The organism is Arthrobacter sp. Z1-15 (assembly GCF_054792395.1).
This window is the reverse complement of sequence record NZ_CP096454.1, coordinates 627,437-653,996: the sequence shown is the minus strand read 5'-3', so window position 1 is coordinate 653,996 and position 26,560 is coordinate 627,437. Positions and strand designations below refer to the sequence as shown.

The following is a 26,560-nucleotide window of genomic DNA, read 5'->3' as shown; positions in this document are numbered from 1 at the left end:
CCCGCTGCCGTACCGCAATCCCCGGGAATGCCGCGCTCCAGCCGGAGGTTGTGCCGGCATGGACACCTCTGACACTGTTTCCGAACCGCTGCCGCCCGTCCGCCAGCTGCGCCTGGTGATTGCCGCCGACGATTATGAGGCCGCCCTCGCCTTTTACCGCGACACCCTCGGCCTCCCTGAGCAGGAGGCCTACTCCGGCGGCGACGGCGCCGAAGTCACCATTCTGGACGCTGGCCGTGCCACGCTGGAGATCTCCAATCCGGCGCAGGTGCGCCTGATCGACGGGGTTGAGGCCGACGGGCGGCCCAGCCTGAAGCTGCGGGTGGCCTTCGAAGTCGACGACGCGCGGCGGGCGACGCGGGCAGCGGTCGATGGCGGCGCGGAGCTGGTGGCCGATCCCCGGGAAACCCCGTGGCGGTCGCTGAATTCCCGGCTCAATGGTCCCGAGGGCCTGCAGCTGACCCTATTCGAGGAACTGGACTGATTTCCTCACCTGCCTGCTGCGGGCCGTCCCCTAACCACGCCCTGGACCTGGACCTTCACCTGGATTGAGCGGTGCGGCAAGCCGGGGTTTTGTAAGCTGGAGGGGTGCTCCGATCCCCCGCCGCCTCCGAGACCGCAGGTGCGGGCCGTTTCGCCCCGAGCCCAACCGGAGATCTGCACGTCGGCAACCTCCGGACAGCCATTCTTGCCTGGCTGTTTGCCCGGTCCACCGGGCGGAGCTTCCTGCTCCGGGTGGAAGACCTGGATCCCGAGCGCTCGCGGACCGAGGCAGGGCAGCTGCGTGACCTCACCGCTGTCGGGCTCACTTGGGATGCCGTCCCGGTGCGGCAGTCAGAGCGCACGGATATCTATCTGCAGGCCATCGGCCGGCTGGCGGAGCAGGGCCTGGTGTACGAGTGCTTCTGCACGCGCAGCGAAATCGCGGACGCACCGCGCGCTCCCCATGCCCCGCCCGGCGCCTATCCCGGAACCTGCCGCCACCTCAGCGAGGACGAACGTGCGCGACGGCGGCAGCTGCGTCCCGCCGCACTGCGCCTGCGCAGCGGGGTCGGCGAGTTCACGGTAACCGACGTGCTGCACGGCAGCTTTACCGGACCGGTGGATGACCTGGTGCTCCTGCGCAATGACGGCGTTCCGCCCTACAACCTCGCGGTGGTTATCGACGACGCCGCCCAGGGCATCAACCAGGTGGTCCGCGGCGGGGACCTGCTCAGTTCCACACCGAGACAGGCCTACTTGGCCTCGCTGCTGGGCCTGCCGCCGGTGGAGTACGTCCATGTTCCCCTGGTCCTCAATCCGCGCGGCCGGCGGCTGGCCAAGCGCGACGGCGCCATCACCCTCGGCGCGCTCGCCGGCGCCGGCATGGATGCAGACGGTGTGCGGAACCTGATCCTGGCCTCGCTGGGTTTGCCGCCCGGCCCGCTCGACGACGCGCTCGCCGCCTTCTCCGTGGCGCGGCTGCCCCGCGAGCCGTGGGTTTTTGAAGCACCGTTCCCGGCTACACGCGTCCCAGGTGTATCCCCAGCGCCAGGATGAAGGCCGCCAGGCCGATAACGCCGACAATGGCTGCATCGCGGCGGTGGTGCAGCCAGAGCCAGGACGGCCGTTTCGTGAAGAAAGCATAGAGTCCGGTCAGCAGCAGGATCAGTCCGGCCATTCCCACGTATCCGGGCAGGCCGGACGCGACACCCTGGGCGATGACCAGAAGCAGCATGATGAGCCCGAAAACGAAACTGCCCCAGTGAAAGGCGGGTTCGCCGCGCGGATGTGAAGGTGTAACCGAACTGGTCATTGCTGATCCCAACCGGAGCCGCCGGCACCCGCAACCGGGGCCGGGGCTCCTCGACTAAGCGCGTAGCTTGCTCGTTCCATTCTCCGGGCCGCCGCTGCGGCTGGGAATACCGCACCCCGGCAGGACCGCTTGAACGAGCTAAGCAGCAGCCCGAAAAGACTTCACCCGCCACCCTTGACCTCTCCCGGGCAACGCGCGTAGCTTCGTAATCAACCGGAAGGTTGAACAACCAGCACCTTGATTACAACGACAGAAGCTGACCGACTACATGAAATCCAACGGCGACGACCCTCTTCTGGACAGGGCCTTCCTGGCTCTGGCCGATCCGGCCCGCCGCCAGATTATTGCCCGGCTGTCCCGGGGCCCTGCAACGGTCAACGAATTGGCGGAACCCTTCGAGATGTCCAAGCAGGCCGTCTCGAAGCACATTCAGGTCCTTGAGCAGGCACAGCTTGTCACGAGAAGCCGTGACGCCCAGCGCCGGCCCGTCCATCTGAACCCCGCACGGTTGGAGGCGCTCACCGCATGGATTGGCCAGTACCGGCTGGTCCGCGAGGAGCAGTTCCGCGGCCTTGATGCCGTGCTTCGCAGCCAGGCCGCTCCCGGCGGCCGCCAGGCAAAGGATCCATCATGACCAACGCTCTGGAGCTCAACGTCCCTGACGGACTTCCCTTCATCAACTTTTCCCGCGAGGTGGACTATCCGGTTTCTCAGGTCTTCCGCGCCTATGAGGACCCGGATCTCATTGTTCAGTGGCTCGGTCCGCGGGGCATGAAAATGGAGATCGAACACTATGACTTCCGCACCGGCGGTTCCTACCGCTACATCCACACCGGTCCGGACGGCGTGCCGTACACGTTCAGCGGCATCTTCCACACGGTGCGGGAGAACGAATTTGCCGTCCAGACCTTCGAGTTTTCCGGTTATCCCGACGTCGTGAGCATCGAGTTCATGACGCTGGAACAGCTCGACGGCGGCCGCACCCGCATCAGCGCCCATTCCGTTTACCCCTCCATGGAGGCCCGCGACGGCATGGCTGCATCCGGCATGGAAGGCGGCGTGGCCGAGGGCTTCGACCGGCTCGACGAGCTGCTCGCCCAGCTCCAGGAAGGCGCGCTGCAGGGAGAAGGTGCACCGTGAGCAATCCGCTGACTGTTAATGCCCCGGAGGGAACGCCCTTCGTGGAGTACGAACGGGAGTTTGATTTTCCCGTGCACGAGGTATTCCGCGCCCACGTGGATCCGGAACTCTACGCGCAGTGGATCGGTCCGCGCGGGCTGAGCACCAGCATCGACGTTTTTGAGCCTCGTCCGGGCGGTGCCTACCGCTTTGTGCAGGCAGGGGACGACGGCGCCGAGTACGCCTTCCGCGGGGTGTTCCATTCCGTCCGCGAGAATGAATTCCTGCTCCAGACCTTCGAATACGAAGGGTATCCGGACGCGGTGACGCTCGAATACGCTACGTTCACGGAGCTTCCCGGCGGCAGGAGCAAACTCGCCGGCCGCTCGGTGTTTCCCACGCTGGAAGCCCGGGACGGTTTCGCTGCCGAAGGCATGGAAACCGGTATGTCCGAGGGCTATGACCAGCTTGACGAAGTTTTGGGCCGCAGCCTGGCCGGGACGTGACCGTATAACCGCGAGCAGAAGGTAGGAGCACTCATGGACTGGACCTTGGAGGTGGTGGTTTTGCCGGTCAGCGACTTGGACCGGGCCGTCACCTTTTACCGGGACCGGATTGGATTCAATCTGGATCACCGCACCGTCAACGGGGATATGGATTTCGCTCAGCTGACACCGCCGGGATCGGGCTGTTCCATCGTGATCGGCAACCTGCCGTCCCAGCAGCAGATGGAGCCCGGATCGATGAGCGGTTTGCAGCTGGTGGTCTCCGACGCGCGGGCGGCCCGTGAGGAGCTGGTTGGCCGCGGCGTGGAAGCCAGTGAAGTGACCGTCATTGACCCGCGCGACGGCGGAACGTTCTTCGGTTTCTCGGATCCGGACGGCAACAGCTGGGCCGTTCAGGAAATGAAGATCCGGGCCGAGCAGCCGCTGATCCCCCGCAGCACTTCGGAACCCTGAGGGGCGGCACGGCCGGTCCGGCTTTCCCGGAGTCCGCTTTCCCGGAGTCCCTTTCCCGAAGTCCGCTTTCCCCAGGGTCGCTAGTACAGATAAGGGGCGTAAAGTCCGATCTTGACCCCGTTATCTGTACTACCAACAGGGAACACTACCAACAGGGAACCGGGCCGCCAGGGAACCGGGCCGCCCCGGCTAAAGCGTGCGCACCACCCGTGCCGGCGAACCGACCACCACCGAGTTCGCCGGCACGTCCCTGGTCACCACGGAAGCGGCAGCAATGACGGCGTTCTCACCTATCGACACTCCGGGCAGCACCGTCGCGTTGGACCCGATCCACACGTTGCGTCCGATGACGATGGGCGCCGGATGCATGTCAGTGCGGCGGTCGGGGTCGAGATCGTGGTTGAGCGTGGCCAGCACGGTGTTGTGGCCGATGAGGCAGTCGTCCCCGATGACCACCCCGCCCTGGTCCTGGAACTTGCATCCGGCATTGATGAAGACGCGTTTGCCGATGGTGGTGTTCTTTCCGAAGTCCGAGGAGAACGGCGGAAACACAGTCACGGTTTCGTCGATGTCCCTGCCGGTCAGCTGCGCCAGCAGTTCCCGGACCCGCGCCGGTTCCTGGTACCCGCTGTTCAGCTCGCCCGTGATGCGCAGCGCCTCCTGGCTGACCCGGTGCATCGCCGCGTGCAGCGGGGAACCTCCGGTGATGGTCCGGCCGTCGTTCAGTGCCGTGAGAAGGTCCTCGAGGTCCATGGTGTCCTTTCGATCAGCTGTTCCTCGGACTTTAGCCGTGCAGCACCGACCCCCGCAGCACCCTAACCCTGCAGCGCGCCGGCAAACCACCCGGTAATCGTGGTCGGATGCGTGATGGCGGTCCCGACGACGACGGCGAACGCCCCCGCCTCCAGGCAGGCGCGCGCCTGCGCCGGGGTATGGATCCGGCCCTCGGCGATCAGCGGCACGCCCAGGTCCAGGGCCGCAATCTCGGCGATCAGTTCCAGGTCGGGGCCGTCGGTTTTGTCCCGTTCACCGGTGTAGCCGGCGAGGGTGGTGCCGATCAGGTCCGCTCCGGCGTCGGCGGCGGCCTTCGCATCGGCAGCCGATCCGCAGTCAGCCATCACCAGCACCCCGGTCTGCTCATGCAGGGCGGCGATTGTATCGGCGAGGCTGCGTCCGTCCGGCCGGGGCCGGCGGGTTCCGTCAATGGCGACAATGTCCGAACCCGCCGCAGCGCAGGCCAGCGCATGCTCGAGCGTGGGAGTGATGAACACGCCGTCGGCGCCGTCTTTCCACAGCCCGATCATCGGCACGTCCACGGCGGCCCGGGTCTGCTCCAGGTCCCGGATGCCCTGGATCCGGACAGCTGCAGCCCCGCCGTTGACGGCGGCCTGCGCCATCTGCGCCATGGTCCGCGGATCGCGCAGCGGCTCCCCCGGATACGCCTGGCAGGAAACGATCAGCCGGGACTGCAGGGTGGTGAGGTCAAGCATGGGAGTCCTCCAGAGGTGGTGCGGTCGGGGCAGAAGCAAGGCGGTCAAAGGCAAGTTTGGCGGCTCCCACCAGTGCGGCGTTGGTGCCGAGGGCAGCCGGAACCACGGGCAGTCCGTCCAGCGGGTCCATCAGCTCGGCCCGCAGCGCCGCCCGGAACGGGGCCCACCACAGATCACCGGCCTCGGCCACGCCGCCACCGATCACCACGACGGATGGATCCAGCACGTTGGCGAGACCGCCCACGGCTTGTCCGGCGGCTGCTGCACCGAGTGTGAAGGCCCGGACGGCGGCAGAATCACCGGCGGCGGCGCGGGCAGCAACCTCTCGGGCTGACCCGGCGCCGGAAGCGGCCTCACCGGCCAGCCGTCGGTACAGGTTAAGGATGGAGGGTCCGGAGGCAATCGCTTCCATGTGCCCGGCCCGGCCGCAGCTGCACGGCAGCGCCCGGCCGCCGTCGTCGTGCGCGTAGGGCGAGGCCAGATGCCCCACGTGCCCGGCCACTGCCCGCGCACCCAGATGCGGTTCGCCCGCCAGAATCAGGGAGCCGCCGACGCCGGTGCCCACCGCCACGAGCAGGCTGGAGTCCACGCCGGCAGAGGCGCCGAGCCAGTGCTCGCCCAGGTTGTGGGCGTGCACGTCGTTGACCGCGTAGGCGGGCAGAGCGGAGTGATGGGCCAGGTGCACCGCCAGCGGAGTGCCGGCCCAGCCGGTGAGGGAATCGGTGGCCGAAACCACCGACCCCTCCCGGGTGTCGATGACACCGGCCGAACCGATGCCCACTGCCGCCGGCTCCAGCCCCAAGGCCCGGGCCCGGGCCAGCAACATGGTGACGAGCCCGACGGCGGTGGCCAGGATCGCCGCCGCTCCGGCGGTGGCCGGGGTGGGGCGGGACTCGACGGCGTGCAGTGTGCCGCCGGCGTCGACAATGCCGGCGGCCGTTTTGGTGCCGCCCAGATCCACCCCGATGACGCAGCGCCGGGCCGGAGGCATCAGTTTGGCCGCAGGCATGGCTAGATCAGGCCGTTGCGCTCAAGGATGGTCCGGATGGCGGCTGTTTCCGCGTCGTTCAGGTTCACCATCGGTGCGGACATGATGTTGGTGTCGATGACGCCCATCAGCATGAGTGCGGTCTTGAAGGCGCCCAGCCCGGCAGCTCCGCCGGAAACGCGGCCCGGGGTGGGCGTGTAGACAATGGTGAAGACGTCCGCCAGACGGTCCTGTTCGGCTGCGGCGGCAGCAAAGTTGCCGCCGGCAGCGGCGTCGTACAGCCGGCGGTAACCGGCCGGGTCCACGTTGCCCAGGCCGGGCACGACGCCGTCGGCGCCACCGAGCAGGGCGCCGTCCACCACTACTTCATGGCCGGTAAAGATGGAGAAGTTGTCGATCGAGCGTGCGGCGAGGACAAGCTGGCGGAAGGACACGTCGTCGCCGGAGGAATCCTTGACGCCGGCAATCACCTGGTCCCGGCCCAGCTGGATGAGCAGGTCCAGCGGCAGCTTGTAGTTGGTGCGCACGGGCACGTCGTAGGCGAAGAGCGGCACGTCGAGCGCAGCGTGGATGCTGCGGAAGTGGGTGTCGGTTTCCTGCGCGCTGGTCAGTGCGTAAAACGGGGACGTGACCACAAGCGCGTCGGCGCCCAGGCCCACCATTTTCCGGCCTTCTTCAATGACGCGGTTGGTGGTCTGCTCGGAAGCGCCCACGATCAGCGGAACCTCACCGGCATTGACGCCGGCAATGGTGCTGACCACCAGGTCGCGCTCGTCGTTGGTCAGGTACGGCACTTCGGCGGAGGAGCCCAGGACAAACAGGCCGTGCACGCCTCCCTCGAGCAGGTGCTTGGTGACCCGGGTCAGGGAATGGGTGTCGATGCTGCCGTCAGCGGCACGCGGGGTGACGACGGGCGGGATGACGCCGGTGAACCGGCGGATGGGCTGAGAGGCCACGGATATCTCCAAAGTGCTGGTAATGGTTGGTGCGGTGGAACGGGGTGAAAAATCAGGGGTGCAGCAGGCTGGGCGCGGCGCCCAGGAGCTTGCGGGTGTACTCGTCGCGGGGGTTCGCGAAGATGCCTTCGGCCGGTCCTTCTTCGACGATCCGGCCGTAGTACATGACGCAGATCCGGTCGGAGACGTAGCGGACGGTCTGGATATCGTGCGAAATGAACACCATGCCCAGGTTCAGTTCCCTCTTCAGGTCTGCCAGCAGGTTCAGCACCTGGGCCCGGACGGAAACGTCCAGGGCCGAGGTCGGTTCATCGGCCACGATGACCGCCGGGTCCAGGGCCAGGGCCCGGGCAATGGCCACGCGCTGGCGCTGCCCGCCGGACACCTGGTGCGGGGTAACTTCGGCGGCGGTGTAGGGCAGGCCCACCAACGCCAGCAGGTCCTTGACCTTCGCGGCCCGCGACCGCGCGTCGCCGATGCCGTGGACCTGCAGCGGATCGGTGAGGATGTCCTGGATGGTCATCCGCGGATTCAGTGCGGTGGACGGGTCCTGGAAAACGACGGCGACGTCCTGGCCGAAGCGCTTCCGGTCCGAGGCCCGGCGCGTGCTGATCGGCTTGCCGTGGAACAGCACCTGCCCGGCGGTGGGTTCCTGCAGCCCCACCAGCACGGAGGCCAGCGTGGACTTGCCGCAGCCGGATTCCCCCACCACGCCCACGGTTTCCCCGCGGCGGACGGTGAAGTCCACGCCGTCCACCGCCTTGACGATGTTAGGCCGGAAAATCGATCCGGTCCGGGTGCGGTGGTGGACCTTGAGTCCGCGCAGTTCCAGGACCGGGGTGTTCCCGGCGGCCGTCTCTGCGCCCGTGGAACCGGCACCCGTGGAAACGGCGCCCGTGGAATCTGTGCCCGTGGAATCTGTTCTCAGGGAATCGGTGCTCATGCTTGTCCTTCGGCACTGGTACCGGCGGCGGCCAGGGCGGCGCCGTCGTCGTTGTGGCTCTCGGTCAGGTGGCTGGCCCAGTAATGCTCGCCCTCGCCCACCCGGACAAAGGAGAGAACCTGGTCCGGATCGGCGTCCGGGCGCAGGGACCGTTCGGCAAAGCGGTCTCCGGCAGCGAACTCGCGCGGCGACGGGACGGTGCCCTGGATCTGGTGCAGGCGGTCGGCGTCGGATTCGATCGACAGCACGGCGCCCAGCAGGCCCCGGGTGTATTCGTGGTGCGGGTTGCGCATCAGCTCGGAGGAATCCGCGGATTCCACCACCTGCCCCGCGTACATCACCGTGATCCGGTGTGCCAGGGACGCCACCAGGGCCAGGTCGTGGCTGACGAAGACCATGGCAAAGCCAAGTTCCTCGCGCAGCTCGTTGAGCAGGTCCACCACCTGTTTCTGGACGGTGACGTCCAGAGCGGTGGTGGGCTCGTCCGCCACGATGATCTTCGGTGAACGGGACAGGGCCATGGCAACGAGGACGCGCTGGCGCTGTCCGCCGGAGAGTTCATGCGGGTAGCTCTTCAGCGTCCGCTCCGGGTCCAGCTTGACCAGTTCCAGCAGCTCGCGCGGGGACTTGCGGCCGTTGCGCCGGGTCAGCTGCAGCAGCTGGTCCTTGATCAGCATGGACGGATTCAGCGAGCTCAGCGCGTCCTGGTAGACCATGGCGATCTGCTCGCCGCGCAGTCCGCGGTAGCGCTGGTCGCGCTCGCGCTTGTCATTGGTCAGCAGTTCCTTCCCGTTGAAGGTGATGGAACCGGAGAGCACCGCTGTGGGCGGCAGCAGTCCCATGATGGCCAGTGAGGTGATCGACTTTCCGCAGCCGGACTCCCCCACCAGTCCCATGGTTTCGCCCTCGCAGACGGTGAAACTGACGCGGTCCACAATGGCGGTGTCGCCGTAGCGGCCCGGGAAGCGGATGGACAGGTCGCGGACTTCGAGGATGACCGGCGCGTCGGCGGAAACGGCGGGCAGCCGGTCGGTGCGGCGCTTTTCCACTTCGGCCAGCAGGTTCAGTTCCTGCGCCAGCGCGGCCAGGGACCCGGGCTGGTTGATCCGGGTTCCGACGTCGGCGGCGTCGCTGAGGACGGTGGCATTGGGTTCCACCACCACACCCTCGGCGGCGGCAGGAGCGACGACGCCGGCGGGTGCGACGACGCCGGCAGCGGCCGGAGCGGGAACGGCAACCGCGGCGTCCTTCACCGCCGCGTCCTTCACCGGTGCGTCCTTCACCGGTGCCGCACGGCGGGGCCGCGGGTTCACCATCGCGTCGGTGAGGCCTTCGGCGAGGATGTTCAGCGCCAGGACGGTGAGCAGAATGGCGATGCCGCCAAACGTCGTCGGCCACCAGGCACCGCTGAAGACCACGTTGCGGCCGTCCGCCATCACGTTGCCCCAGGACGCCGACGGCGGCTGGACGCCGGCGCCGAGGAAGGACAAGGAGGCTTCAAGGATGATCGCATCGGCCACCATGACGGTGGCGAAAACAAGTACGGGGGCTGCGGTGTTGCGGACCACGTGCTTGGTGAGGATGAACAGGCGGCCGGCTCCGATGACGCGTTCGGCGCGCACGTAGTCCTCGCCGTACTGGGCCAGGACGTTGGCGCGGACCACCCGGGCGAGCTGGGGCGTGTAGACAATGGCAATGGCGAAAATGATGACCGGAACGGTCGAGCCGAAGAGGGCCACCGAATGGTCCTTGAGGGCAAAGAGCAGGGCGGCGGCCAGGGCGATGCCGGGGAACGCCATCATGATGTCCAGGACGCGCATGATGCCTTCATTCACCCACTTGCGCGAGGTCGCTGCGAGGGCGCCCAGGGTCGCACCGAGGACGACGGCGACAAGTACCGATCCGAGGCCGATGGCGGCGGAAACCCGAGCGCCGTACAGCAGCCGGGAAAAGACGTCGTAGCTGTTGCCGTCGGTGCCCATCAGATACTCGCCGCCGGGCGGAAGCACCGGGGCACTGGATTCGTTTTCGCCGAACGGGGCCAGCATGGGCCCGGTGACGGCGATGAAGGCCACCAGGACCAGGAAGCCCAGGGCGAGTTTGGAGCTGAGGTTGAGGGAGGTGAAGCGGGCGCCGGAGGAGGCGAGCCGTTCAGCGAGTCCGTTGCGCATGGGTTATACCGTCCGGATCCGGGGATTGATGAGCACGTAGAGGACATCCACCAGGATGTTCACGACGACGAAGGCCACGGCGATGGTCAGCACGGCGCCCTGGACGAGGTTGGTGTCCGAGGTGTTCAGCCCGACGATGATCAGGTCTCCCATGCCGTTGAGGTTGAAGATCTTCTCGATCACCACGGCGCCGCCGAGCAGGTAGCCGATGCGCAGGCCCAGGACGGTCACCGGCGTGACCAGGGCGTTGCGCAGGACGTTCCGGGCCACCACGGTCCGGTACGGCACGCCGTTGCCGATGGCGGTGCGGACATAGTCGCGGTCCAGCTCCTCCACCATCGAGGTGCGCACCACCCGGATGAGGGACGCGGAGACCGGCAGGCCCAGAGCCAGGGCAGGCAGCGCCATGGAGTACAGCCAGCCGACAAACCCGTACTGGTCGGCCCAGTCCAGGCCGCCGGTGGGAAAGATGGAGCCGGCGGGCAGGGCAAACCACTGGATGAGCAGGATGGCCAGCCAGAACGACGGCGTCGCGATCGCTGCGATGGAGAAGACGCGGATGGCCTGGTCCGGCCAGCGGTCCCGGTACAGGGCGCTGGTCACGCCCAGCACCAGGGCCAGGAACACGGCCAGCAGGATCCCGAGCAGGGTCAGCTGCAGGGTAACCGGGAACGCGGCCGCGATCTTGGACGCCACGGACTCCTCCGGCGGGTTGGTGAAGCCGAAGTCCAGCCGCACCACGCCGCCCAGATACCGCAGGAACTGGACAAACAGGGAGTCGTTCAGGCCGCGGTCCTCGCGGAAGGCGTCCTTGGCCTCTTCACTGGCGTTTTCGCCCAGGACGGCGGTGGCCCGGTCTGCCGGGATGACTGACAGGACGATAAAGACCATGATGGTCACGCCCAGCAGCATGAACGGCAGTGCTGCCAGCCTGCGGCCCAGCAGGCGCAATAGTGTTGCCATGTTTTATTTCTCCAAGGTGGTGCGGGGCCGGGCTGCCGGACGCGGAGCTCGCGGGGGGACGTCCCTGCGTCCGGCAGGCCGGGGTCTTACTTCCGGCCTACGCCTACGAAGGAGAGTCCGGTGGTCGGGAGGGGCTGGAAGCCGTCAAGCGTTCCGCTGTCCCAGGCGGTGGGGAGCTGGCGGTGGAACAGCGGGTACAGCGGCACCTCTTCGGCCACGATGTCGACGACGGCGGCGTGCAGCTTCTTCGCCTCCGCCGGGTCCAGCTGCACGGCCTCGTCCAGCTTTGCCTGGACCTCCGCGTACTCCGGGGTTCCGGACCAGGCCATGCGGTTCTTCGCCCAGGTGTCGCCGCGGTAGAACCAGCTCAGCAGCAGGTCGCCGTCGTTGCCGAAGACGGAGGGGTCGCCGGGGGCGATCAGCACGTCGAAGTTCTGGCCGCCCACCTTTTCCGGGGCGTAGACAGCGGCCGACTGCAGCGGCTCCAGCGTGGTGGTGATGCCGATCGCGTCCCAGCTTTCCTTGATCAGAGGAGTCACCTTGGTGACCCAGCCGGCGTCGGTGGAGGTGAGCGTCAGGCTCAGGTTTTCCATTCCGGCTTCCTTGAGCAGGGCCTTGGCCTTTTCCGGGTCGTAGCCGTAGACGGTGCCGGCCTCGGTGTAGGAGGGGTGGCCCTTCTGGAAGTAGGAGGTGGCGGCAGCCGCGTTGCCGAGCAGGGCCTTGGAGATGATGTCCTCGGTGTTGGTGGCGTAGTGCAGTGCCTGCCGCACCCGCTTGTCGGCGAACTTTTCCGACGCGCAGTTGAACATCATGAAGAGCAGCCCGAAGGACTGCACTGATTCCACGTCCAGCTTGGCCTTGAGCTGGTCCACATCCAGGTAGGGAATGTCCTCGATCGCCTGGGTCCGGGACGGGACAGCGGCCACGCGTGCCGCCGGGTCCGCCAGCAGAAGCCACGTCATGTCGGTGACCTTGGCCGGATAGGAGCCGTTGTATTCCTCGAACTTCTTGAAGATGATCCGGTCTTCCTTGACCGCGGAGACAAACTTGTAGGGTCCGCTGCCGACCGGTGCCAGGTCAAAGGCGGCCTGGTTTGCGGCCAAGGCCTTGGGAACCACCTTGACCACGGAAATGCGCGGGCCGAATTCAGCGAAGGGGTATTTCAGCTTGAACTCCACCGCGTCGCCGTCGGCGGTGACGGAGGCGATGAAGGGGACAAAGCCGGCGAAAAGTGACTTGTTGGCCGGATCCAGGACCCGCTCAAAGGAGTAGACGACGTCGTCAGCGGTGACGGGCTCCCCGTTATGGAAGGTGGCACCTTCCCGAAGCGTGACCCGGTAGGTGGTTTCGTCGACCTTCTCCGGTTCGGCGGCGGCGAGGGCGAGATACGGTTCGCGGGTGGCCGGGTGCAGCTCGGTCAGCCCTTCGAAGATGTGCAGGTTTGCTGCGACGGGGGTGGCACCCGTGGCGGTCATCGGGTCGAAGCCGGTGGAAAGCGAGTAGGAAATACCGGCCTCAATGGAATCTGCGGCGGCGGCGCCGGTTGCGGTGCCGGCAGCTGAACCGCCGGGGCTGCAGGCCGCGATCGACCCCGCGAAGGCTGAAGCCGCGCCCAGGACGCCGGCAATTCGGAGGAAGTCTCGGCGGCTTGCGCTCCGGAGGAAACCGGTGCTTGCTGAAGTTGTCATCAAGGTGCCTCACCATTCAGGGGGTGTGATGCGGATATCGGACGTAGGACATCCCATGCGGGTTGAGTAGACTGTAGGCTGAATCACAAGCGGGGGTCAAGCACGTCACATTTGTGACCCGGCAGAACATCCACGGCGCTGCTCTGCGCGGCCGATCCCTGTGAAGATTGCCCGAAGACCTTTTTGACGGAGGAGTTCCGATTTTGGTGAGCGACACCCCAGCGCCGATGCCCGGCACGGCGGACCATTCCTTCCCCGCACCCCCTGCCCGCTTGGAAGCCAGGCCGCCGCGTTTCAGTGCGCAGGCTCGGCTGGCGGCCCTGCAGAGCGACATCATGGAGCTGATTCTGGACAGCAAGCTGCAGGCCGGAAGCCCGCTGCCCACCGAGGCGGAGCTCTGCTCGGCACTGGGCGTGGGCCGCAATACCCTGCGGGAATCGCTGAAGGTACTGCAGGCCCTGGGCGTGGTGGAAATCCGCCACGGCTACGGCATGTTCGTTGCGCCCACCAACTTTGATGCTCTGACCGCAGGGCTGAGTTTCCGCGGACGGCTCTCGCTCAGGCAGCAGGGCAAGGAAGCACTGGAGCTGGTGGATGTCCGGCAAACCCTGGAATCCGGACTGATCGGCCAGGCCATGAGCCTCATGACTGCCGCGCATCTGGCGCGCATTGAGGCCACGGTGGAGGAGATGGAATCACTCGCCGACCAGGGCCGCGCCCTGGCTGCCGTGGACTCGGAGTTCCATCGGCAGCTTTTCGAGCCGCTGGGCAATGAACTGCTGACCCACCTCATGTCGGTGTTCTGGGATGTCTACAGCCGGATCCACGCCGAGGCCGGCATGAAGGCTGCCAGCCTGCACGCCACCGCACAGATGCACCGGGAAATCTTCGAAGCCGTACGGGCCGGGGACAAGGTGCTGGCCTCGGAGCGGATCAACAGCCATTTCGACGGCATCCGTGAAGCTATTGCCGAGCTGGTCAACCGATGACCGCAGCGCAGGCAGCTACCGATTCGAAGGAAGACACAATGAAGGTTTTGACCCTGGACAGCAGGGAAGCAGCCGGGGCTGCGGGAGCGGCCCTCGTGCGGGACTGCGTGGAGGCCAAGCCCGACGCCGTGCTCGGTTTTGCCACCGGCTCCTCCCCCCTGCCGCTCTATGACGCCCTGGCGGAATTCGGCCTGGATTTCTCCCGCGTCCGCGGTTTCGCCCTGGACGAGTACGTTGGTCTGCCACCGGGAGATCCCCGCAGCTACGCAGCAGTTATCGACACCGAGGTGGTCCGGCGGCTGGGCCTCCGGCCGGGATCCGTTCGTGTTCCCGATGTCGCCGCCGCCGATCTGGACGAAGCTGCCCGGGACTATGAGCAGGCAATCCGCGCTGCGGGCGGCGTGGACCTGCAGATCCTCGGCATCGGCCACAACGGGCACCTTGCCTTCAACGAACCCGGCGCCGCACTGGATTCACGCACCCGCGTGGAGCAGCTCGCCGAACGGACCCGGCGCGCCAATGCCCGCTTTTTCGACTCCCCCGATCAGGTGCCCACCCGCTGCCTGACCCAGGGCATCGGCACCATTCTGGATGCCCGGGAGCTGCTCCTCATTGCGCACGGCGCCGACAAGGCCGACATCATCGCCCGGGCGCTGCAGGGGCCGGTCAGTCCGGACTGCCCGGCCTCCGCCCTCCAGCTGCATCCCCGCGTCACCGTGCTGCTGGACCGGGCTGCCGCAGCCGGACTCCCGGCCGGGTTCGCAACCGGATGCGCAACCGGATGCGCTGCCGGATCCGCTGCGGGTGAGGGCGGACAGTGACCGCCCTCGCTTCCCCGCCCGTCACTGTTCTTCGCGGCAGGGCACTGGTGGGGTCCGAGATCTTGGCGGACAGCGCCGTCGCCGTTTCCGGAACGGGAATCCTCTACGCAGGGCCCGGGTCCGGGCTGTCCGCTGCGCTGTCGGCAGCCGGCGTCCCGGCCGGGAATGAACCCAACACCATCACACTCACTCCCGGGCAGCTGGCCGTTCCCGGACTCGTGGACCTTCACTGCCACGGAGGCTACGGCGTCGACTTCCCCTCCGCTGACGCTGCCGCTGCCCGCACCGCGCTGCACCGGATGCATGCCGCCGGAACCACCACCGTGCTGGCCAGTCTGGTCACCGCTGCCCCCGCGGACCTGCTCTCCGGCCTGGAGATGCTCACCGGGCTGGCCGCGGCCGGCGATATTGCCGGCATCCATCTGGAAGGGCCGTTCCTCGCTGCGGCCCGCTGCGGCGCCCAGGACCCGCGCTGGCTGCGCTCCCCCGACCCGGATTTCGCCGGGGAACTCATTTCCGCAGGCGGCGGTCACCTGCGGACCATGACGTATGCCCCGGAGCTCCCCGGCTCCGATGAACTCGTGGACCTGCTTGCCGCGCATTCGGTGGTGCCGTCGGTGGGGCACACCGCTGCAGCAGCTGACACCGCCGGCGCCTCCCTGGCACGGGCAGCCGCCGGACTGGCGGGCCGGGTTCCGACGGTCACGCACCTGTTCAACGGCATGGACCCGATCCACCACCGCTCCCCCGGCGCCGTCACCGCAGCGCTGCGCGCAGCCCGTGCCGGGACCGCCGTCGTGGAGCTGATCGCCGACAACATCCATCTTGATCCAATAGTCGTCGCCGCGATGTTTGAACTGCTGGGGGCCGAGAATATCGTGCTGGTGACGGACGCGATGGCGGCGGCCGGACTCGCCGACGGATCGTACCGGCTGGGGCCGGCCGAGGTCCGGGTCCGCGGCGGTGTGGCCCGGCTGCCCTCCGGCTCCCTTGCCGGCGGCACCGCCAGCATGCTGGATCTGGTGCGCAACGCCGTGGCCGCCGGGGTACCGCTGGAGCTCGCCCTGTATTCCGCCACCGAGGTTCCCGCACGGGTGCTCGGCAGGACCGGACAGATCGGCACCCTGGCCGCAGGCGCCGCCGCCGACGTGCTGCTGCTGGATGCCGGCCTGCGTCCGGCCGGCGTGATGCACCGCGGCACCTGGATTACCGCGGCGTAGCCGCCGCACGGGCCCGGTTTTATGCCTCGCGGAGCACCACGACGTCCTTGGGCGCGAGGGTGATCTGCTCGCCGGCGGCAAGAACCCGTCCGGTGAGAAGATCGGTGCCCGCGGCATGCGCCTGGACGGTAACCGGGGTGTCAGCATGGTTGAGCAGGAAGGCCGTCCGGACGTCCCCGAGCGACCGGACGGCGAATTCCAGCTCGGGTTCGTCGGCGTACGGGCCGATGAGGCCCTGCTCGGCGAGGACGGACCGGAGAATGGACAAAAGCCCGTTCTGATCCAGCAGGGTGCCCACATACCAGGCGGCACCGCCGGCCGGGAACGGCTTCCTGGTCACGGCGGGCCTCCCGGCGTAAAAGTCATCACCGTAGGTGCCAACCGTTTCGGCTCCCTCGGCAACGAGGATTTCAAAGACGCTGCGCGAGGTAACGGTCCGCTCCCCTCCGGCGCCGGTCAGCGAGATCCGGTTCACGACGTCGTCGGGCAGCGAATCAGTCTCCTCCACGCGCACTCCGAACAGTGAAGCGAGCGGCCCCGGCACATCGGTGAGGAAAGCGTTGGTGTCCTGGTTGACCCGTCCGGAATGAAACGTGGAGACAACGGATCCGCCGCGTTCCGCCACCGCCCGGAGCCGCTCCGCCGTATCACCCTTGATCATGTGCAGCAGCGGGGCGACGACGACGTCGTATCCGTCGAGCGGCGCATCCACCGGGACAACATCGAGTTGGACGCCCGCCTCCCAGAGGGCACGGTGATATGCAAGGACAACCTGGGGATAGCTCACCGTGCGGTTCAGGCCGTCGGTCATCTCGGAGGCCCACCAGCTGTCCCAGTCGAACAGCAGTGCCGCCCGGGCCGGGGTGCGGGCGCCGAGAACGGCGTCTCCCACCCGGCGGAAGTCCGCCCCGAGTTCCGCCACCTCGCGGAAGGCACGCGTGTCAGTGCGCCCGGAGTGGTCCAGCACGGCTCCGTGGTACTTTTCGCAGGCACCGCGTGACTGGCGCATCTGGAAATACAGCACCGCGTCCGCTCCGTGGGCAACGGACTGCCACGACCACAGCCGCAGCACCCCCGGACGTTTTACGGGGTTGATGTCACGGCTCGCCGTGATGGTGGGCGTCTGCTCCATCACCCAGAACGGATCGCCGCCCTTGAGCCCGCGCATGAGGTCATGCGTGAACGCCATCCGTGCCTCGGACCGGTCGGTGGGCGGATAGTTGTCCCACGATGCGAAGTCCAGGTGTTCAGCCCAGCGGTGGTAGTCGATGGGCCGGTACATGCCCATGAAGTTGGTCGTGGCGGGGGTCGAGGCGTCATGCTCGCGGATCGCGGCCTTCTCTTCCACGAAGTTCTGCAGCATCGCCTCTGACATGAACCGGAGATAGTCGAGGGTGATCCCCTGGAAGGCCGTGTGGTTTTGGCCGCGCCAGTGCTCGCTCAGTGCGTTCGGCGGAACAATCTCGTCCCAGTCGGTGAAGGTGTGGGACCAAAAGGCCGCGTTCCATGCCTCGTTAAGCCGGTCCAGGCTCCGGTAGCGTTCCCGGAGCCAGCTGCGGAAGGCGGCGGCGCAGTTGCCGCAGTAGCAGGCGCCTCCGTACTCATTCCCGATGTGCCAGGCAACGAGCTGGGGATGGCCCGCGTACCGTTCGGCGATCTTCCCGGCCAGGCGGGCCGAAAGCCTGCGGAACACCGGCGAGCTCGGGCAGGCGTTGTGCCGCTGTCCGTACACGTGCCGGCGGCCCTCAAAGTCGGTGCGGTTCACCTCCGGATGCCGATGCGCCAGCCACGGCGGAAGTGCCCCTGTGGCGGTGGCCATGACAAACCGCCGCCCCGAGGCGGCAACGCGGCCGACGACGGCGTCCAGCAGGGTGAAGTCGTAGTCGTCTTCGCCCGCGGAAATCAGTGCCCAGTCGAAGACGCCGAGGGTGAGAGTGTCAATGCCGGCACGATCGAAGGCGGCGTGGTCCGCTTCCCAGACCTTCGGCGGCCACTGCTCGGGGTTGTAATCACCGCCGTACAGCACCTTGTTCTGCGGGACGGGGCGGATAGGGCTGGTGCCGCTCACGCGATGTACTTCTCCTCGATGTCCGTGGTCAGGGTATGGGCGTTTTGCAGCACAACCGCCGCAACGATCGACGCCAGCGCGATAAGGGCGAGTTCGGACCCCACGCCGACGACGCCGGCGCACGCAATAACGATGGCTGCGGCCCCGATGGTGGCCCGGTGAGAGGAACGGACCAGACGAAAGGCGAGCCGGAGGATGTCACGGGTGCGGAAGTTGTAGAGCGAGTTGATCACCATGGCGTGAAGGGCGGCCACGGCCACGAGGAGGAACACTGCGCCCTGCGCGGCGCCTGCGAGCACCAGCGGCAGCCCCGGCGGAATCACGGAGTCCAGGAAGGCGACGTTGATGCCGAGGATGGCGATGACCGTCAGCACCAGCCACCACCAGCGGAGGGTGCTGGCCGCGTTGAGCCGGTACCCGCGCCAGAATGATTGGGCAGGCGCCAGGTGTTCCTCGCCGGTGCTGGCGCGCCACGCGAAGATCACGGCGGCGAACGCAGGGCCCGCCGGAAGGAGGCTCAGTGCGGCGAGGGGTGCGTTTGAAGGATCGGGGGACAGCGTCACCAGCAGGACCAGCCCGGGCGACGCAGCTGCCAGAAAGAGGACTTCCAGAACGAGGACCCGGTAGACGGCGGCCGTGATCTGGCCCAGCGTGCCGGACGTCAGGGTGTCTGTCGTTTGGCTCATTGTTGCTCCTTCTGGGAAAAAATGCCGCGGTCACCGGGGCCCCGTGAGGGGCCCCGGTGACGGCGTCTACTTGCTGCCGGTATCTGTATGTTGTCGTGCGGTCTACTTGCTGTCGGCGTAGCGGTCGTAGGCGGTGTTCACCAGGTCGATGTACGTGCCCATGCCCTTGCCCTCAAGTTCAGCGACGTAGCTGTCCCATTCGGAGAGATCACGCTGGCCGAGAATAAACTGCAGCGTGGCCTGCTTGGCGGTATCGGAGAGGGGCGTCTCCAGCAGGGTGGCCTGCTCGCGCTCCGCTTCTTCCAGCGGGAACGGCGGAGCCAGCGGAAGGACGTCCTTCTCCTTCATGATGTCCTGGAAGGCCAGTTCCTCCTCGGAGAACGTTGACTGGAGCAGGTCCGTCGTTCCGCCGTAGGCAAAGACGCCGCCGCCGAATCCAAAGTCCTTCTGCAGGTGCTTCGGTGCACCCGCGTTGAGGCTCACGTAGTCGACGTCGGCGGCCAGCGTCCGCTTCCCGTCCGCGTCCTTGGTGAAGGTGGTTCCCTCAACGCCCCACTTGGCGAATTCCATGCCTTCGTCCGAGTACCAGAGCCAGTCAATGAACTGCATCATGGCGGTGAAGTTCTCACTCTCGAGAGCCTCGGCGTTAATCATGATGCCGTTCTCGAGAAGGCTGGTTCCGGCCACAACGTTGCCTGCCGGTCCCGCGGGCAGCGGGATCTTCGAGACAGTGGCGCCCGGGACGGTATCGCTGAGGGCCTGCCGGTAGTCGTTCACGAGGGTCTGTGCGTTGGTGCTGATCGCGAAGGACTTGCCGCTCACGAACTTCTGGTTGGCTGACTCATCATCCTGTGTGAAGCTCTCCGGATCGATCAGCCCGTCCTCAACGAGTCCGGCCACATACTCAACGAACTCGCGGTACTCGTCGGTTGTCCCGGTGAACTCGAATTTCTCGTCGTCTTCATTCCAGGATGCCGCGTTCCAGCCCCAGCCGGCCGAAACGCCGTAGGTCATGGAGATGATGTTCAGGAGGCTGTCGCCCTGGAACCGGTCCGACAGCGGGTAGGAATCGGGGTTCGCGGTCTTGATTGCCGTCAGGACTTCGCGGAATTCGTCCCAGTCCTTCGGGTCCTCGAGTCCGAGTTCCTCCATGACATCGGTGCGGACCGCAATCGTGTAGTCCTGCCAGACGGCCTCGTGGACTCCGGGCAGCACGTAGAACTCCCCGTCAGCCTGGCGGAGCCCCTCGATGTTGTCTTCAAGCCCCCAGTTTTCGATTTTCTCCGAGAGGTTCGGCATCAGGTCGAGGTACTTCGAGACGGGGAGGATTGCGCCCGAGGACACGAACGCCTCTTCCTGGCCGGGGTACGTCTTCGGAATGATCATCGGAGCGTTGCCCGCGCCGACGATCAGGCTGCGTTTCTGCTCGTAGTCACTCATGGGAACCACTGTGGGTTCCAGGGTGACGTTGGTCCGCTCGGTCAGCTCTTCCCAGAACAGCCAGTCTTCCTTGAGCGGGTAGTTCGGGTGGTCGCTGAACAGAATCGAGAAGTCGAGGGCTTCCGTGGCTTTGAACTGGTCGCCGGCTTTGTAATCCGCCATGGCACCGGCATCTTTGCCGGCAACATCGGCGCCGTCGGCTTCGCTGCTCGACGAGCACGACGTGAGTCCGGCGACAAGGGCGACCAGCGCTCCTGCCGCAAGGACCTTCCTGGGTGTGGACAGCATGTCTTTCCTTTCGTTGCCGACAGGTCGGCGTTGAGGGGCGGGTAAACGGGAGGTGCCAAGCCGTCAGCCTTTGACGGAACCGAGCATGACTCCCGAGACGAAATACCGTTGGACAAAGGGGTAGAGGCAGAGGATCGGGAGCACGGTGAGGACCATCGTGACCGATTGGATGTTCGAGGCGACCTGGGCGAGGTCCGAGCCGCCGGCTGAAGACGATGCATTGGATGCACCGGCTATGAGGTTTCGGAGATAGACCGTGACGGGGAAAAGATCCGCACGGTCCATGTAGAGGAAGGCCTGGAACCAGGAGTTCCAGAAGGCGACGGCGTAGAAGAGCACCATTGTTGCCATGACAGCTTTGGACAGCGGCAGGACAATACGGAACAGAATGCCGAAGGTGGAGAGACCGTCAATCTGGGCGGCTTCCTCGAGTTCTTCCGGAAGGTTCTCGAAGAACGATTTCATCACCAGCAGGTTGAAGACGGAGATGGCGTTGGGAAGCACTATCGCCCAGAGCGAGTTAGTCATGCCCAGGCTGGAGATGAGGACGTAGTTGGGGATGAGCCCTCCGTTGAAGAACATCGTGAAAACCGCGATGCCGATGAGGAACTTGCGGCCGCGCACCCGTTTTTTTGACAGCACGTAGGCGTAGCACGTGGTCAGCACCATGGCGATGATGGTGGCCACCACTGTGTAGACCACGGTGTTCTTGTAGTTCGTCCAGAACAGGGAGTCGTTCAGCACCAGCTGGTAGGTGGTGGTGTTGAATCCCTTGGGCCACAGGTTCACCTGGCCTGCCCGGATGGCTGACTCGCCGCTGAAAGACTGCGCAATGATGTTCACGAACGGGTACAGCGTCACGCCGACGACGCCGAGCAGCGCGATGGTGTTGAAGACCTGGAAGATCCGCTCACCCCGGCTGGAACGGACGCGGCGGGGCTTCTGCTCCGGCTTCTTCAAGTCGGTGGGTGCTTGGGCGGTGGTTACCACAGGCTTGTCCCTACTGTTCGGCGGGAAATCGCATTGGCGGAAAGAATCAGGGTGAGGCCGATAATGGCTTCAAACATGCCGATCGCTGCGGCGTAGCTGAAGTTGTTGGCCTCCAGCCCGACCCGGTAGAGATACGTGGAGATCACGTCGGCGGTGGGATAGGTGAGCGGGTTGTACAGGAGCAGGATCTTCTCGAACCCGACGGAGAGGAACGTGCCGATATTCAGCACCAGCAGGGTGACCATCGTGGGGCGGATGCCCGGCAGCGTGACGTGCCAGGTCTGCTGCCACCGGTTCGCTCCGTCGATGCGTGCGGCTTCGTAGAGCGCCGTATCCACGCCGGTCAGGGCGGCCAGGTAGAGGATGGTTCCCCAGCCCACCGTCTGCCACACCTCGGACGAGACGTAGACGGTGCGGAACCATTCCGGTGTCTGCAGGAAGGGAATGGCGTCCCCGCCGACCGCCCGGACAATCTGGTTCACCGTGCCCTCCAGCGAGAGCAGCTGCATGAGCATTCCGGCAATGATGACGATCGACAGAAAGTGCGGCAGATAGGAAATCGTCTGCACAAAACGCTTGAAGTACCGTGACCGGACTTCATTGAGCATCAGCGCCAGGATGATGGGGAGCGGGAAGCAGAAGAGCAGCGTGAGCGAACCGATGGCGAAGGTGTTGGCGAACACGGCCCAGAACGTCGGGTCGTTGAGGAACATCTCCACATAGCGGAATCCCACCCATTCTTCGCCGAAGATATTGCCGCCGGGCCGGAAGCGGCGGAACGCGATGACGTTTCCAAGCATCGGCACGTAGCGGAAGATCGCGAAGAACAGCAGCGGCAGAATGACGAGGACGTAGAGCTGCCAGTCGCGCCGCAGGCTCTTGCTCCACGGCACATGACCCGTCTTCGGCTGGAAGGGACGGCGTCTCTTTCGCGGCGCAATCTCGGCCGACATGCCGACGGCGGCTGCAGCATCGGGTCCCGTTGCGCCGGCGCCGGTGGTCGACACACCGGTTTGGTTCAGGCTCACAGCGCCCCCTCGAGTTCCGGCCGGATCGCCGTGGTGACGGTGCTGACGCTGGTCAGCGCCCGGTCCGCTCCCACCCGGCGGAGACCGCCGACGAGCTGGAGCCCAACGGCTGTGTGGATGTCATCGCTGGAGCGGGCCACGCGCAGTTCAACGGCTCCCGGCTCGACGATCAGTTCCCCGTCGAGGCCGGTGAACGCGGTGAGGTCTGCCGGGACCGTCAGGGCGACGCGGACGGACTCCCCCGGTTCCAGCTCCACGCGGGCAAATCCGACAAGCCGCTGTATCGGCCGGGTGACCTGGGCGGCGGCATCATGCAGATACAGCTGGACGATGTCCGCCGCCTGCATAACGCCCGTGTTCGTTACTGTCACTTCGATGGTGACCTCGCCGTCGACCTCCCAGTCGGAGCGGCCCTCCACTTCGCGGACGCCGCTCCAGTCGAAGCTGGAATAACCGATTCCGTGCCCGAAGGCGAAGGCCGGGGAAGGGTCCAGGTCGGAGACCCCGGACTTCGCTCCCAGCGGGGCGGTCAGGTAAGTCCCCGGCTGCGACCCCGGGTCCCGGGGAATGCTGACGGGCAGGCGTCCGGACGGTGAGAACCTGCCGCTGAGCAGGTCGGCGACAGCCCGGCCGCCCCGCTGGCCCGGGAAGAATCCCTGCACGACGGCCGCGGCACGGGAGGGTGCGTCACCGAGGGCGTAAGGGCGGCCGGCAAGGAGCACCACCACCACCGGCGTCCCCGAGTCGAGGAGCGCCGCGAGCAGCTCCGACTGCACTCCGGGCAGTTCCAGGTCGCTCGCGTCGCAGCCTTCGCCGGAGGTTCCCCGGCCGAAGAGACCGGCGCGGTCGCCAAGGACGACGACGCACACGTCGGCTTCGCGGGCCGCGTCAACAGCATCCCCGAAACCTTCCCGGCCGGGGCCGTCCACAGTGCAGCCCTGCACATGGGTGACCTCGGAGAAACCGGCACGGAGCTCTTCGAACACGGTGGGGATATCGATTCCGACGGGAGTCTCCGGGTGTTTTCCACCCACATGCACGGGAAACGAGTAGCAGCCGAGCATGGCCATCGGGTCATTGGCGAGGGGACCCACAACGGCGACGCGGGTTCCGGCTGCCAGGGGCAGGACCCCTTCGCTGTTGGCCAGAAGGACCAGGGATTCACGAGCCATCAGCTCCGCCAGGTCCCGACCCTCCGCGGTGTCCAGCTCCAGCGACTCGACGCCGGCCGGGAGAGGAGACCAGTCCTCGTCGAGGAGACCGATCGAAATCTTCTGGGTTAGGACCCGGAGTGCCGCGCGGTCAATCAGTGCTTCCTCGATGCGGCCGTCTCTCACGCCCTCGAGCAGCGGCGACCCGAAGGTGTCGACTGTGGGGAGTTCGACGTCGACCCCGGCATTCAGGGCAAGCCCGGCCGCAGCCGTTCCGTCTTCGGCGACGCGGTGCAGCCGTTCCAGGAAGCGGATGCCGAAGTAGTCGGCAACGACGGTTCCGTCGAAGCCCAGGCGGTCGCGGAGGATTCCGGTGAGGAGGGCTTTGTCCGCGGCGGAGGGCACCCCGTCAATTTCCGTGTAGGAGTGCATGACCGAGCGGGCTCCGCCGAGCCGGAGGGCGGCCTCGAACGGGGGAAGGAGGACGTCGGAGAATTCCCGGGGCCCCATCGATACGGGAGCGAGGTTCCGTCCGGCCCGGCTGGCCGAGTAGCCCGCGAAGTGCTTCAGGGTGGAGATCATCCCCGCGCCCTCGAGTCCCTTCACATAGGCCGTACCAATGGTCGCGACGAGGTAGGGGTCCTCGGAGATGGTCTCTTCAGTGCGGCCCCAGCGGTAATCGCGTGCCACGTCGAGGACCGGTGCCAGGCCCTGGTGGATGCCGGCGGCACGCATCGATCGGCCGATGGTGTCCGCCATGCGCTGGATCAGTCCGGGATTGAAGGTGGCGCCCCACGCAAGGGGAACGGGATATGCGGTGGCGCGCCAGGCGGCAAAACCGGCGAGGCACTCCTCGTGGACAAGGGCCGGAATCCCGAAGCGGCTGCGCTCCACAAGGTGTTCCTGAGAGAGCGCAAGTGACTTTGCGGCGGCAACGGGTTCCACCGGCGCCGTACCGAAAGGCCTGGTCAGCTGGCCAAGCCCATGTTCGGTGACAGCGTTCCAGTCGATGGGGTCGGCCGCCAGGTCCTGTTGGAGCGGGGCTACTCCTCCGCCGGAACTGTCGGCCCCCACCCACACGCCCACCAGCTGGGCGGCCTTCTCCTCGAGCGTCATCCGGGAAACGAGATCGGCTGCGCGGTCCGCAGGAGACGCGGACTCGTCACGCCAGAGCTCTTCGCTGCTCGAGCGGGCGATGCGTGGCATATGACTCCTTTGTCAAACAATCGGGTAAGCGGCTGCCGACCCGAAGAAGACAAAGTTCCCCGTGTACCACAGCGGCGTAGCACTAAAAGTTTCGAAAACAGTTGCGAAAAGCTTGCCTGAACATTAGCGCGTTATTGTGAGGTGTCAAGGGTTGGATTTCCGCTCTTCCAAAATCCCCCGGAACAGCAGGTGGAATTCTCAGTAGCTGGGAGGTGCAACCGCGAAACGGAGTGCTACGGTAGCAGGATTGTTTTCGAAATACAGACGAGGAAACCCATGCCCATCGATACCCCGGCCCCTGCTGCTGCCGGCTCCGGCCGAATGACAATTTCCGCAATCGCAGCTTCCATCGGTGTCTCGGTTCCGTCGGTATCGAAAGTGCTCAACGGACGTTCCGACGTCGCCCCGGCCACGCGGCGCAAAATCGAAAAAGCCCTGCAGGACCACAACTATCAGCGCAATAGCCGTCAGACCGGTGCCAGCGCCGCCCGGCTGATTGAGCTGGTTTTCCATGAACTCGATTCCGCCTGGTCCATTGAGATCATCCGCGGTGTGGAACAGGCCGCGCGCCGCAACGGCATGGGTGTCGTCCTCTCGGATCTGGGCGGTCACCACAGTCCCGACCAGCGCTGGATGCGGGAGATCATCGCCCGCCGTCCGCACGGCATCATCCTCGTCCTGTCGACCCTCACCCCGGAGCAAAAACGCCAGCTGGAGACCCGCTCAATCCCCTACGTGGTGCTGGACACCAACGGTGAGACCATCGTCGGGGCGCCGGCAGTCGGTTCCAACAACTGGCAGGGCGGGCTGCTGGCCACCAGGCACCTGCTGTCACTGGGTCACCGCAGGATCGCCATGGTCTCAGGGCCCGAGGACGTACTCTGTTCACGCGCCCGGGTGGACGGGTACCGCGCAGCGCACTCTGAAGCAGGCGTTCCCCTCATGGAAGACCCCATCAGGTGGGGCAACTTCACCGTCAACGGCGGGTACGAGCACGGCCGCGAACTGCTCTCCCGCCCGGACCGCCCGACAGCCATCTTCGCCGGCTCGGATATGCAGGCCCTTGGCGTGCTCCGTGCGGCCCGTGAGCAGGGCATCGATGTCCCCGGGCAGCTGTCGGTGGTCGGTTATGACGACCTGCCGCTCGCGGCCTGGGTGGACCCGCCGCTGACCACCGTGAATCAGCCGCTCCTGGAAATGGCCGATGCCGCAGCAACTATGGTGCTCGGCATCGCCCGCGGCACCGACCCCAAGCCACGAAGCATTGAGCTCGCCATTGAACTCATTGTCCGGGACAGCACCGGGCCGGCCCCCGTTTAGCCGTTGCGCTGCCAGCCGGGCCTGGGGAAGCACCTTTCTGCCATCTCGGCGGGGAGGAACCCGGGGACCGGTTAAACAAGTAAGGCCCCGCCAACAATGGCGGGGCCTTACTCTCTCAACCGAAATATTGTCCGGCGGTGACCTACTCTCCCACATCCTCCCGGATGCAGTACCATCGGCGCTGTGGGTCTTAGCTTCCGGGTTCGGAATGGGACCGGGCGTTTCCCCCACGCTATGACCGCCGTAACCCTTCCACCCGCACCACCCCCAACAAACCCGGG

25 protein-coding genes and 1 rRNA gene are annotated in these 26,560 nt (G+C 66.3%); 10 read left to right on the top strand and 16 right to left on the bottom strand.

The features are described 5' to 3' along the window. The first annotated feature begins 58 nt into the window (after positions 1-58). Positions 59-484: a VOC family protein gene (locus M1D40_RS03075; protein WP_461170160.1), complete on the top strand. Its 426-nt coding sequence runs from the start codon at positions 59-61 to the stop codon at positions 482-484. A gap of 104 nt (positions 485-588) precedes the next feature. After that, entirely contained in the window at positions 589-1,539 is a 951-nt protein-coding gene (gluQRS, locus tag M1D40_RS03070) for a tRNA glutamyl-Q(34) synthetase GluQRS (RefSeq protein WP_461170159.1), read from the top strand. Here gluQRS and M1D40_RS03065 read toward each other — a convergent pair. Then, on the bottom strand, positions 1,502-1,795 hold the full coding sequence (locus M1D40_RS03065) for a hypothetical protein (protein ID WP_341395495.1): 294 nt from the start codon (positions 1,793-1,795) through the stop codon (positions 1,502-1,504). The genes gluQRS and M1D40_RS03065 overlap by 38 nt on opposite strands. A gap of 268 nt (positions 1,796-2,063) precedes the next feature. Here M1D40_RS03065 and M1D40_RS03060 point away from each other — a divergent pair, with 268 nt between their 5' ends. From M1D40_RS03060 to M1D40_RS03045, 4 genes are read left to right on the top strand one after another with little or no spacing between them, the layout of a single operon-like run. After that, on the top strand, positions 2,064-2,429 hold the full coding sequence (locus tag M1D40_RS03060; RefSeq protein WP_341395494.1) for an ArsR/SmtB family transcription factor: 366 nt from the start codon (positions 2,064-2,066) through the stop codon (positions 2,427-2,429). Continuing rightward, positions 2,426-2,935, top strand: a complete 510-nt coding sequence (locus tag M1D40_RS03055) for an SRPBCC family protein (protein WP_461170158.1) — start codon at positions 2,426-2,428, stop codon at positions 2,933-2,935. Before M1D40_RS03060 ends, M1D40_RS03055 begins: the two co-directional genes overlap by 4 nt. Next, a complete protein-coding gene (locus M1D40_RS03050) occupies positions 2,932-3,420 on the top strand; it encodes an SRPBCC family protein (RefSeq protein ID WP_461170157.1) in 489 nt (162 codons plus the stop codon). The genes M1D40_RS03055 and M1D40_RS03050 overlap by 4 nt, the downstream gene beginning before the upstream one ends. 33 nt (positions 3,421-3,453) lie before the next feature. Beyond that, entirely contained in the window at positions 3,454-3,873 is a 420-nt protein-coding gene (locus M1D40_RS03045; RefSeq protein ID WP_461170156.1) for a VOC family protein, read from the top strand. Positions 3,874-4,062: 189 nt separating this feature from the next. On the opposite strand, the gene M1D40_RS03040 is transcribed toward M1D40_RS03045, so the two are convergent. The 8 genes from M1D40_RS03040 to M1D40_RS03005 all read right to left on the bottom strand — a co-directional run bounded on the left by M1D40_RS03040 (position 4,063) and on the right by M1D40_RS03005 (position 13,072). Beyond that, entirely contained in the window at positions 4,063-4,626 is a 564-nt protein-coding gene (locus tag M1D40_RS03040; protein WP_461170155.1) for a sugar O-acetyltransferase, read from the bottom strand. A 62-nt stretch (positions 4,627-4,688) separates the two neighbouring features. Next, entirely contained in the window at positions 4,689-5,363 is a 675-nt protein-coding gene (locus M1D40_RS03035; RefSeq protein ID WP_461170154.1) for an N-acetylmannosamine-6-phosphate 2-epimerase, read from the bottom strand. After that, positions 5,356-6,372, bottom strand: coding sequence for an ROK family protein (locus tag M1D40_RS03030; protein WP_461170153.1), 1,017 nt, complete (start codon positions 6,370-6,372; stop codon positions 5,356-5,358). Before M1D40_RS03030 ends, M1D40_RS03035 begins: the two co-directional genes overlap by 8 nt. A 2-nt stretch (positions 6,373-6,374) precedes the next feature. Then, on the bottom strand, positions 6,375-7,307 hold the full coding sequence (locus tag M1D40_RS03025) for a dihydrodipicolinate synthase family protein (RefSeq protein ID WP_461170152.1): 933 nt from the start codon (positions 7,305-7,307) through the stop codon (positions 6,375-6,377). Between the two features lie 52 nt (positions 7,308-7,359). Then, complete coding sequence (locus M1D40_RS03020; RefSeq protein ID WP_461170151.1) at positions 7,360-8,250, bottom strand: ATP-binding cassette domain-containing protein; 891 nt, start codon at positions 8,248-8,250, stop codon at positions 7,360-7,362. Further along, the gene (locus M1D40_RS03015; RefSeq protein ID WP_461170150.1) at positions 8,247-10,421 is read right to left on the bottom strand and encodes a dipeptide/oligopeptide/nickel ABC transporter permease/ATP-binding protein; all 2,175 of its coding nucleotides are present in this window, start codon (positions 10,419-10,421) and stop codon (positions 8,247-8,249) included. The genes M1D40_RS03020 and M1D40_RS03015 overlap by 4 nt, the downstream gene beginning before the upstream one ends. Before the next feature lie 3 nt (positions 10,422-10,424). Continuing rightward, complete coding sequence (locus M1D40_RS03010; protein ID WP_341395484.1) at positions 10,425-11,384, bottom strand: ABC transporter permease; 960 nt, start codon at positions 11,382-11,384, stop codon at positions 10,425-10,427. 86 nt (positions 11,385-11,470) lie between these two features. Beyond that, positions 11,471-13,072 carry an ABC transporter substrate-binding protein gene (locus M1D40_RS03005; RefSeq protein WP_461170149.1) on the bottom strand — a complete coding sequence of 534 codons (1,602 nt, stop codon included), beginning with the start codon at positions 13,070-13,072 and terminating at the stop codon, positions 11,471-11,473. 206 nt (positions 13,073-13,278) lie between these two features. On the opposite strand from M1D40_RS03005, the gene M1D40_RS03000 reads away from it, so the two are divergent. From M1D40_RS03000 to M1D40_RS02990, 3 genes are read left to right on the top strand one after another with little or no spacing between them, the layout of a single operon-like run. Continuing rightward, on the top strand, positions 13,279-14,061 hold the full coding sequence (locus M1D40_RS03000; RefSeq protein WP_341395482.1) for a FadR/GntR family transcriptional regulator: 783 nt from the start codon (positions 13,279-13,281) through the stop codon (positions 14,059-14,061). A gap of 38 nt (positions 14,062-14,099) precedes the next feature. Beyond that, positions 14,100-14,882, top strand: coding sequence for a glucosamine-6-phosphate deaminase (locus tag M1D40_RS02995; RefSeq protein ID WP_461170148.1), 783 nt, complete (start codon positions 14,100-14,102; stop codon positions 14,880-14,882). Beyond that, positions 14,879-16,102, top strand: coding sequence for an N-acetylglucosamine-6-phosphate deacetylase (locus M1D40_RS02990; RefSeq protein WP_461170147.1), 1,224 nt, complete (start codon positions 14,879-14,881; stop codon positions 16,100-16,102). Before M1D40_RS02995 ends, M1D40_RS02990 begins: the two co-directional genes overlap by 4 nt. Positions 16,103-16,121: 19 nt before the next feature. On the opposite strand, the gene M1D40_RS02985 is transcribed toward M1D40_RS02990, so the two are convergent. From M1D40_RS02985 to M1D40_RS02960, 6 genes are all read right to left on the bottom strand, one after another. Beyond that, positions 16,122-18,170, bottom strand: a complete 2,049-nt coding sequence (locus tag M1D40_RS02985; RefSeq protein ID WP_461170146.1) for a beta-galactosidase — start codon at positions 18,168-18,170, stop codon at positions 16,122-16,124. After that, a complete protein-coding gene (locus M1D40_RS02980) occupies positions 18,167-18,856 on the bottom strand; it encodes a YesL family protein (protein WP_461170145.1) in 690 nt (229 codons plus the stop codon). The genes M1D40_RS02985 and M1D40_RS02980 overlap by 4 nt, the downstream gene beginning before the upstream one ends. Before the next feature lie 102 nt (positions 18,857-18,958). After that, positions 18,959-20,584, bottom strand: a complete 1,626-nt coding sequence (locus tag M1D40_RS02975; protein WP_461170144.1) for an ABC transporter substrate-binding protein — start codon at positions 20,582-20,584, stop codon at positions 18,959-18,961. Between the two features lie 63 nt (positions 20,585-20,647). Further along, positions 20,648-21,574 carry a carbohydrate ABC transporter permease gene (locus tag M1D40_RS02970; RefSeq protein WP_461170143.1) on the bottom strand — a complete coding sequence of 309 codons (927 nt, stop codon included), beginning with the start codon at positions 21,572-21,574 and terminating at the stop codon, positions 20,648-20,650. Next, on the bottom strand, positions 21,568-22,527 hold the full coding sequence (locus M1D40_RS02965; protein WP_461170988.1) for an ABC transporter permease: 960 nt from the start codon (positions 22,525-22,527) through the stop codon (positions 21,568-21,570). Before M1D40_RS02965 ends, M1D40_RS02970 begins: the two co-directional genes overlap by 7 nt. 71 nt (positions 22,528-22,598) lie before the next feature. Then, a complete protein-coding gene (locus tag M1D40_RS02960; protein WP_461170142.1) occupies positions 22,599-24,959 on the bottom strand; it encodes a beta-xylosidase/alpha-l-arabinosidase in 2,361 nt (786 codons plus the stop codon). Between the two features lie 276 nt (positions 24,960-25,235). On the opposite strand from M1D40_RS02960, the gene M1D40_RS02955 reads away from it, so the two are divergent. Continuing rightward, complete coding sequence (locus tag M1D40_RS02955; RefSeq protein ID WP_461170141.1) at positions 25,236-26,279, top strand: LacI family DNA-binding transcriptional regulator; 1,044 nt, start codon at positions 25,236-25,238, stop codon at positions 26,277-26,279. Between the two features lie 129 nt (positions 26,280-26,408). Here the strand turns inward: M1D40_RS02955 and rrf are convergent. Next, positions 26,409-26,525: ribosomal RNA gene (gene rrf / locus M1D40_RS02950) — 5S ribosomal RNA — on the bottom strand. Between the last annotated feature and the right edge of the window lie 35 nt (positions 26,526-26,560).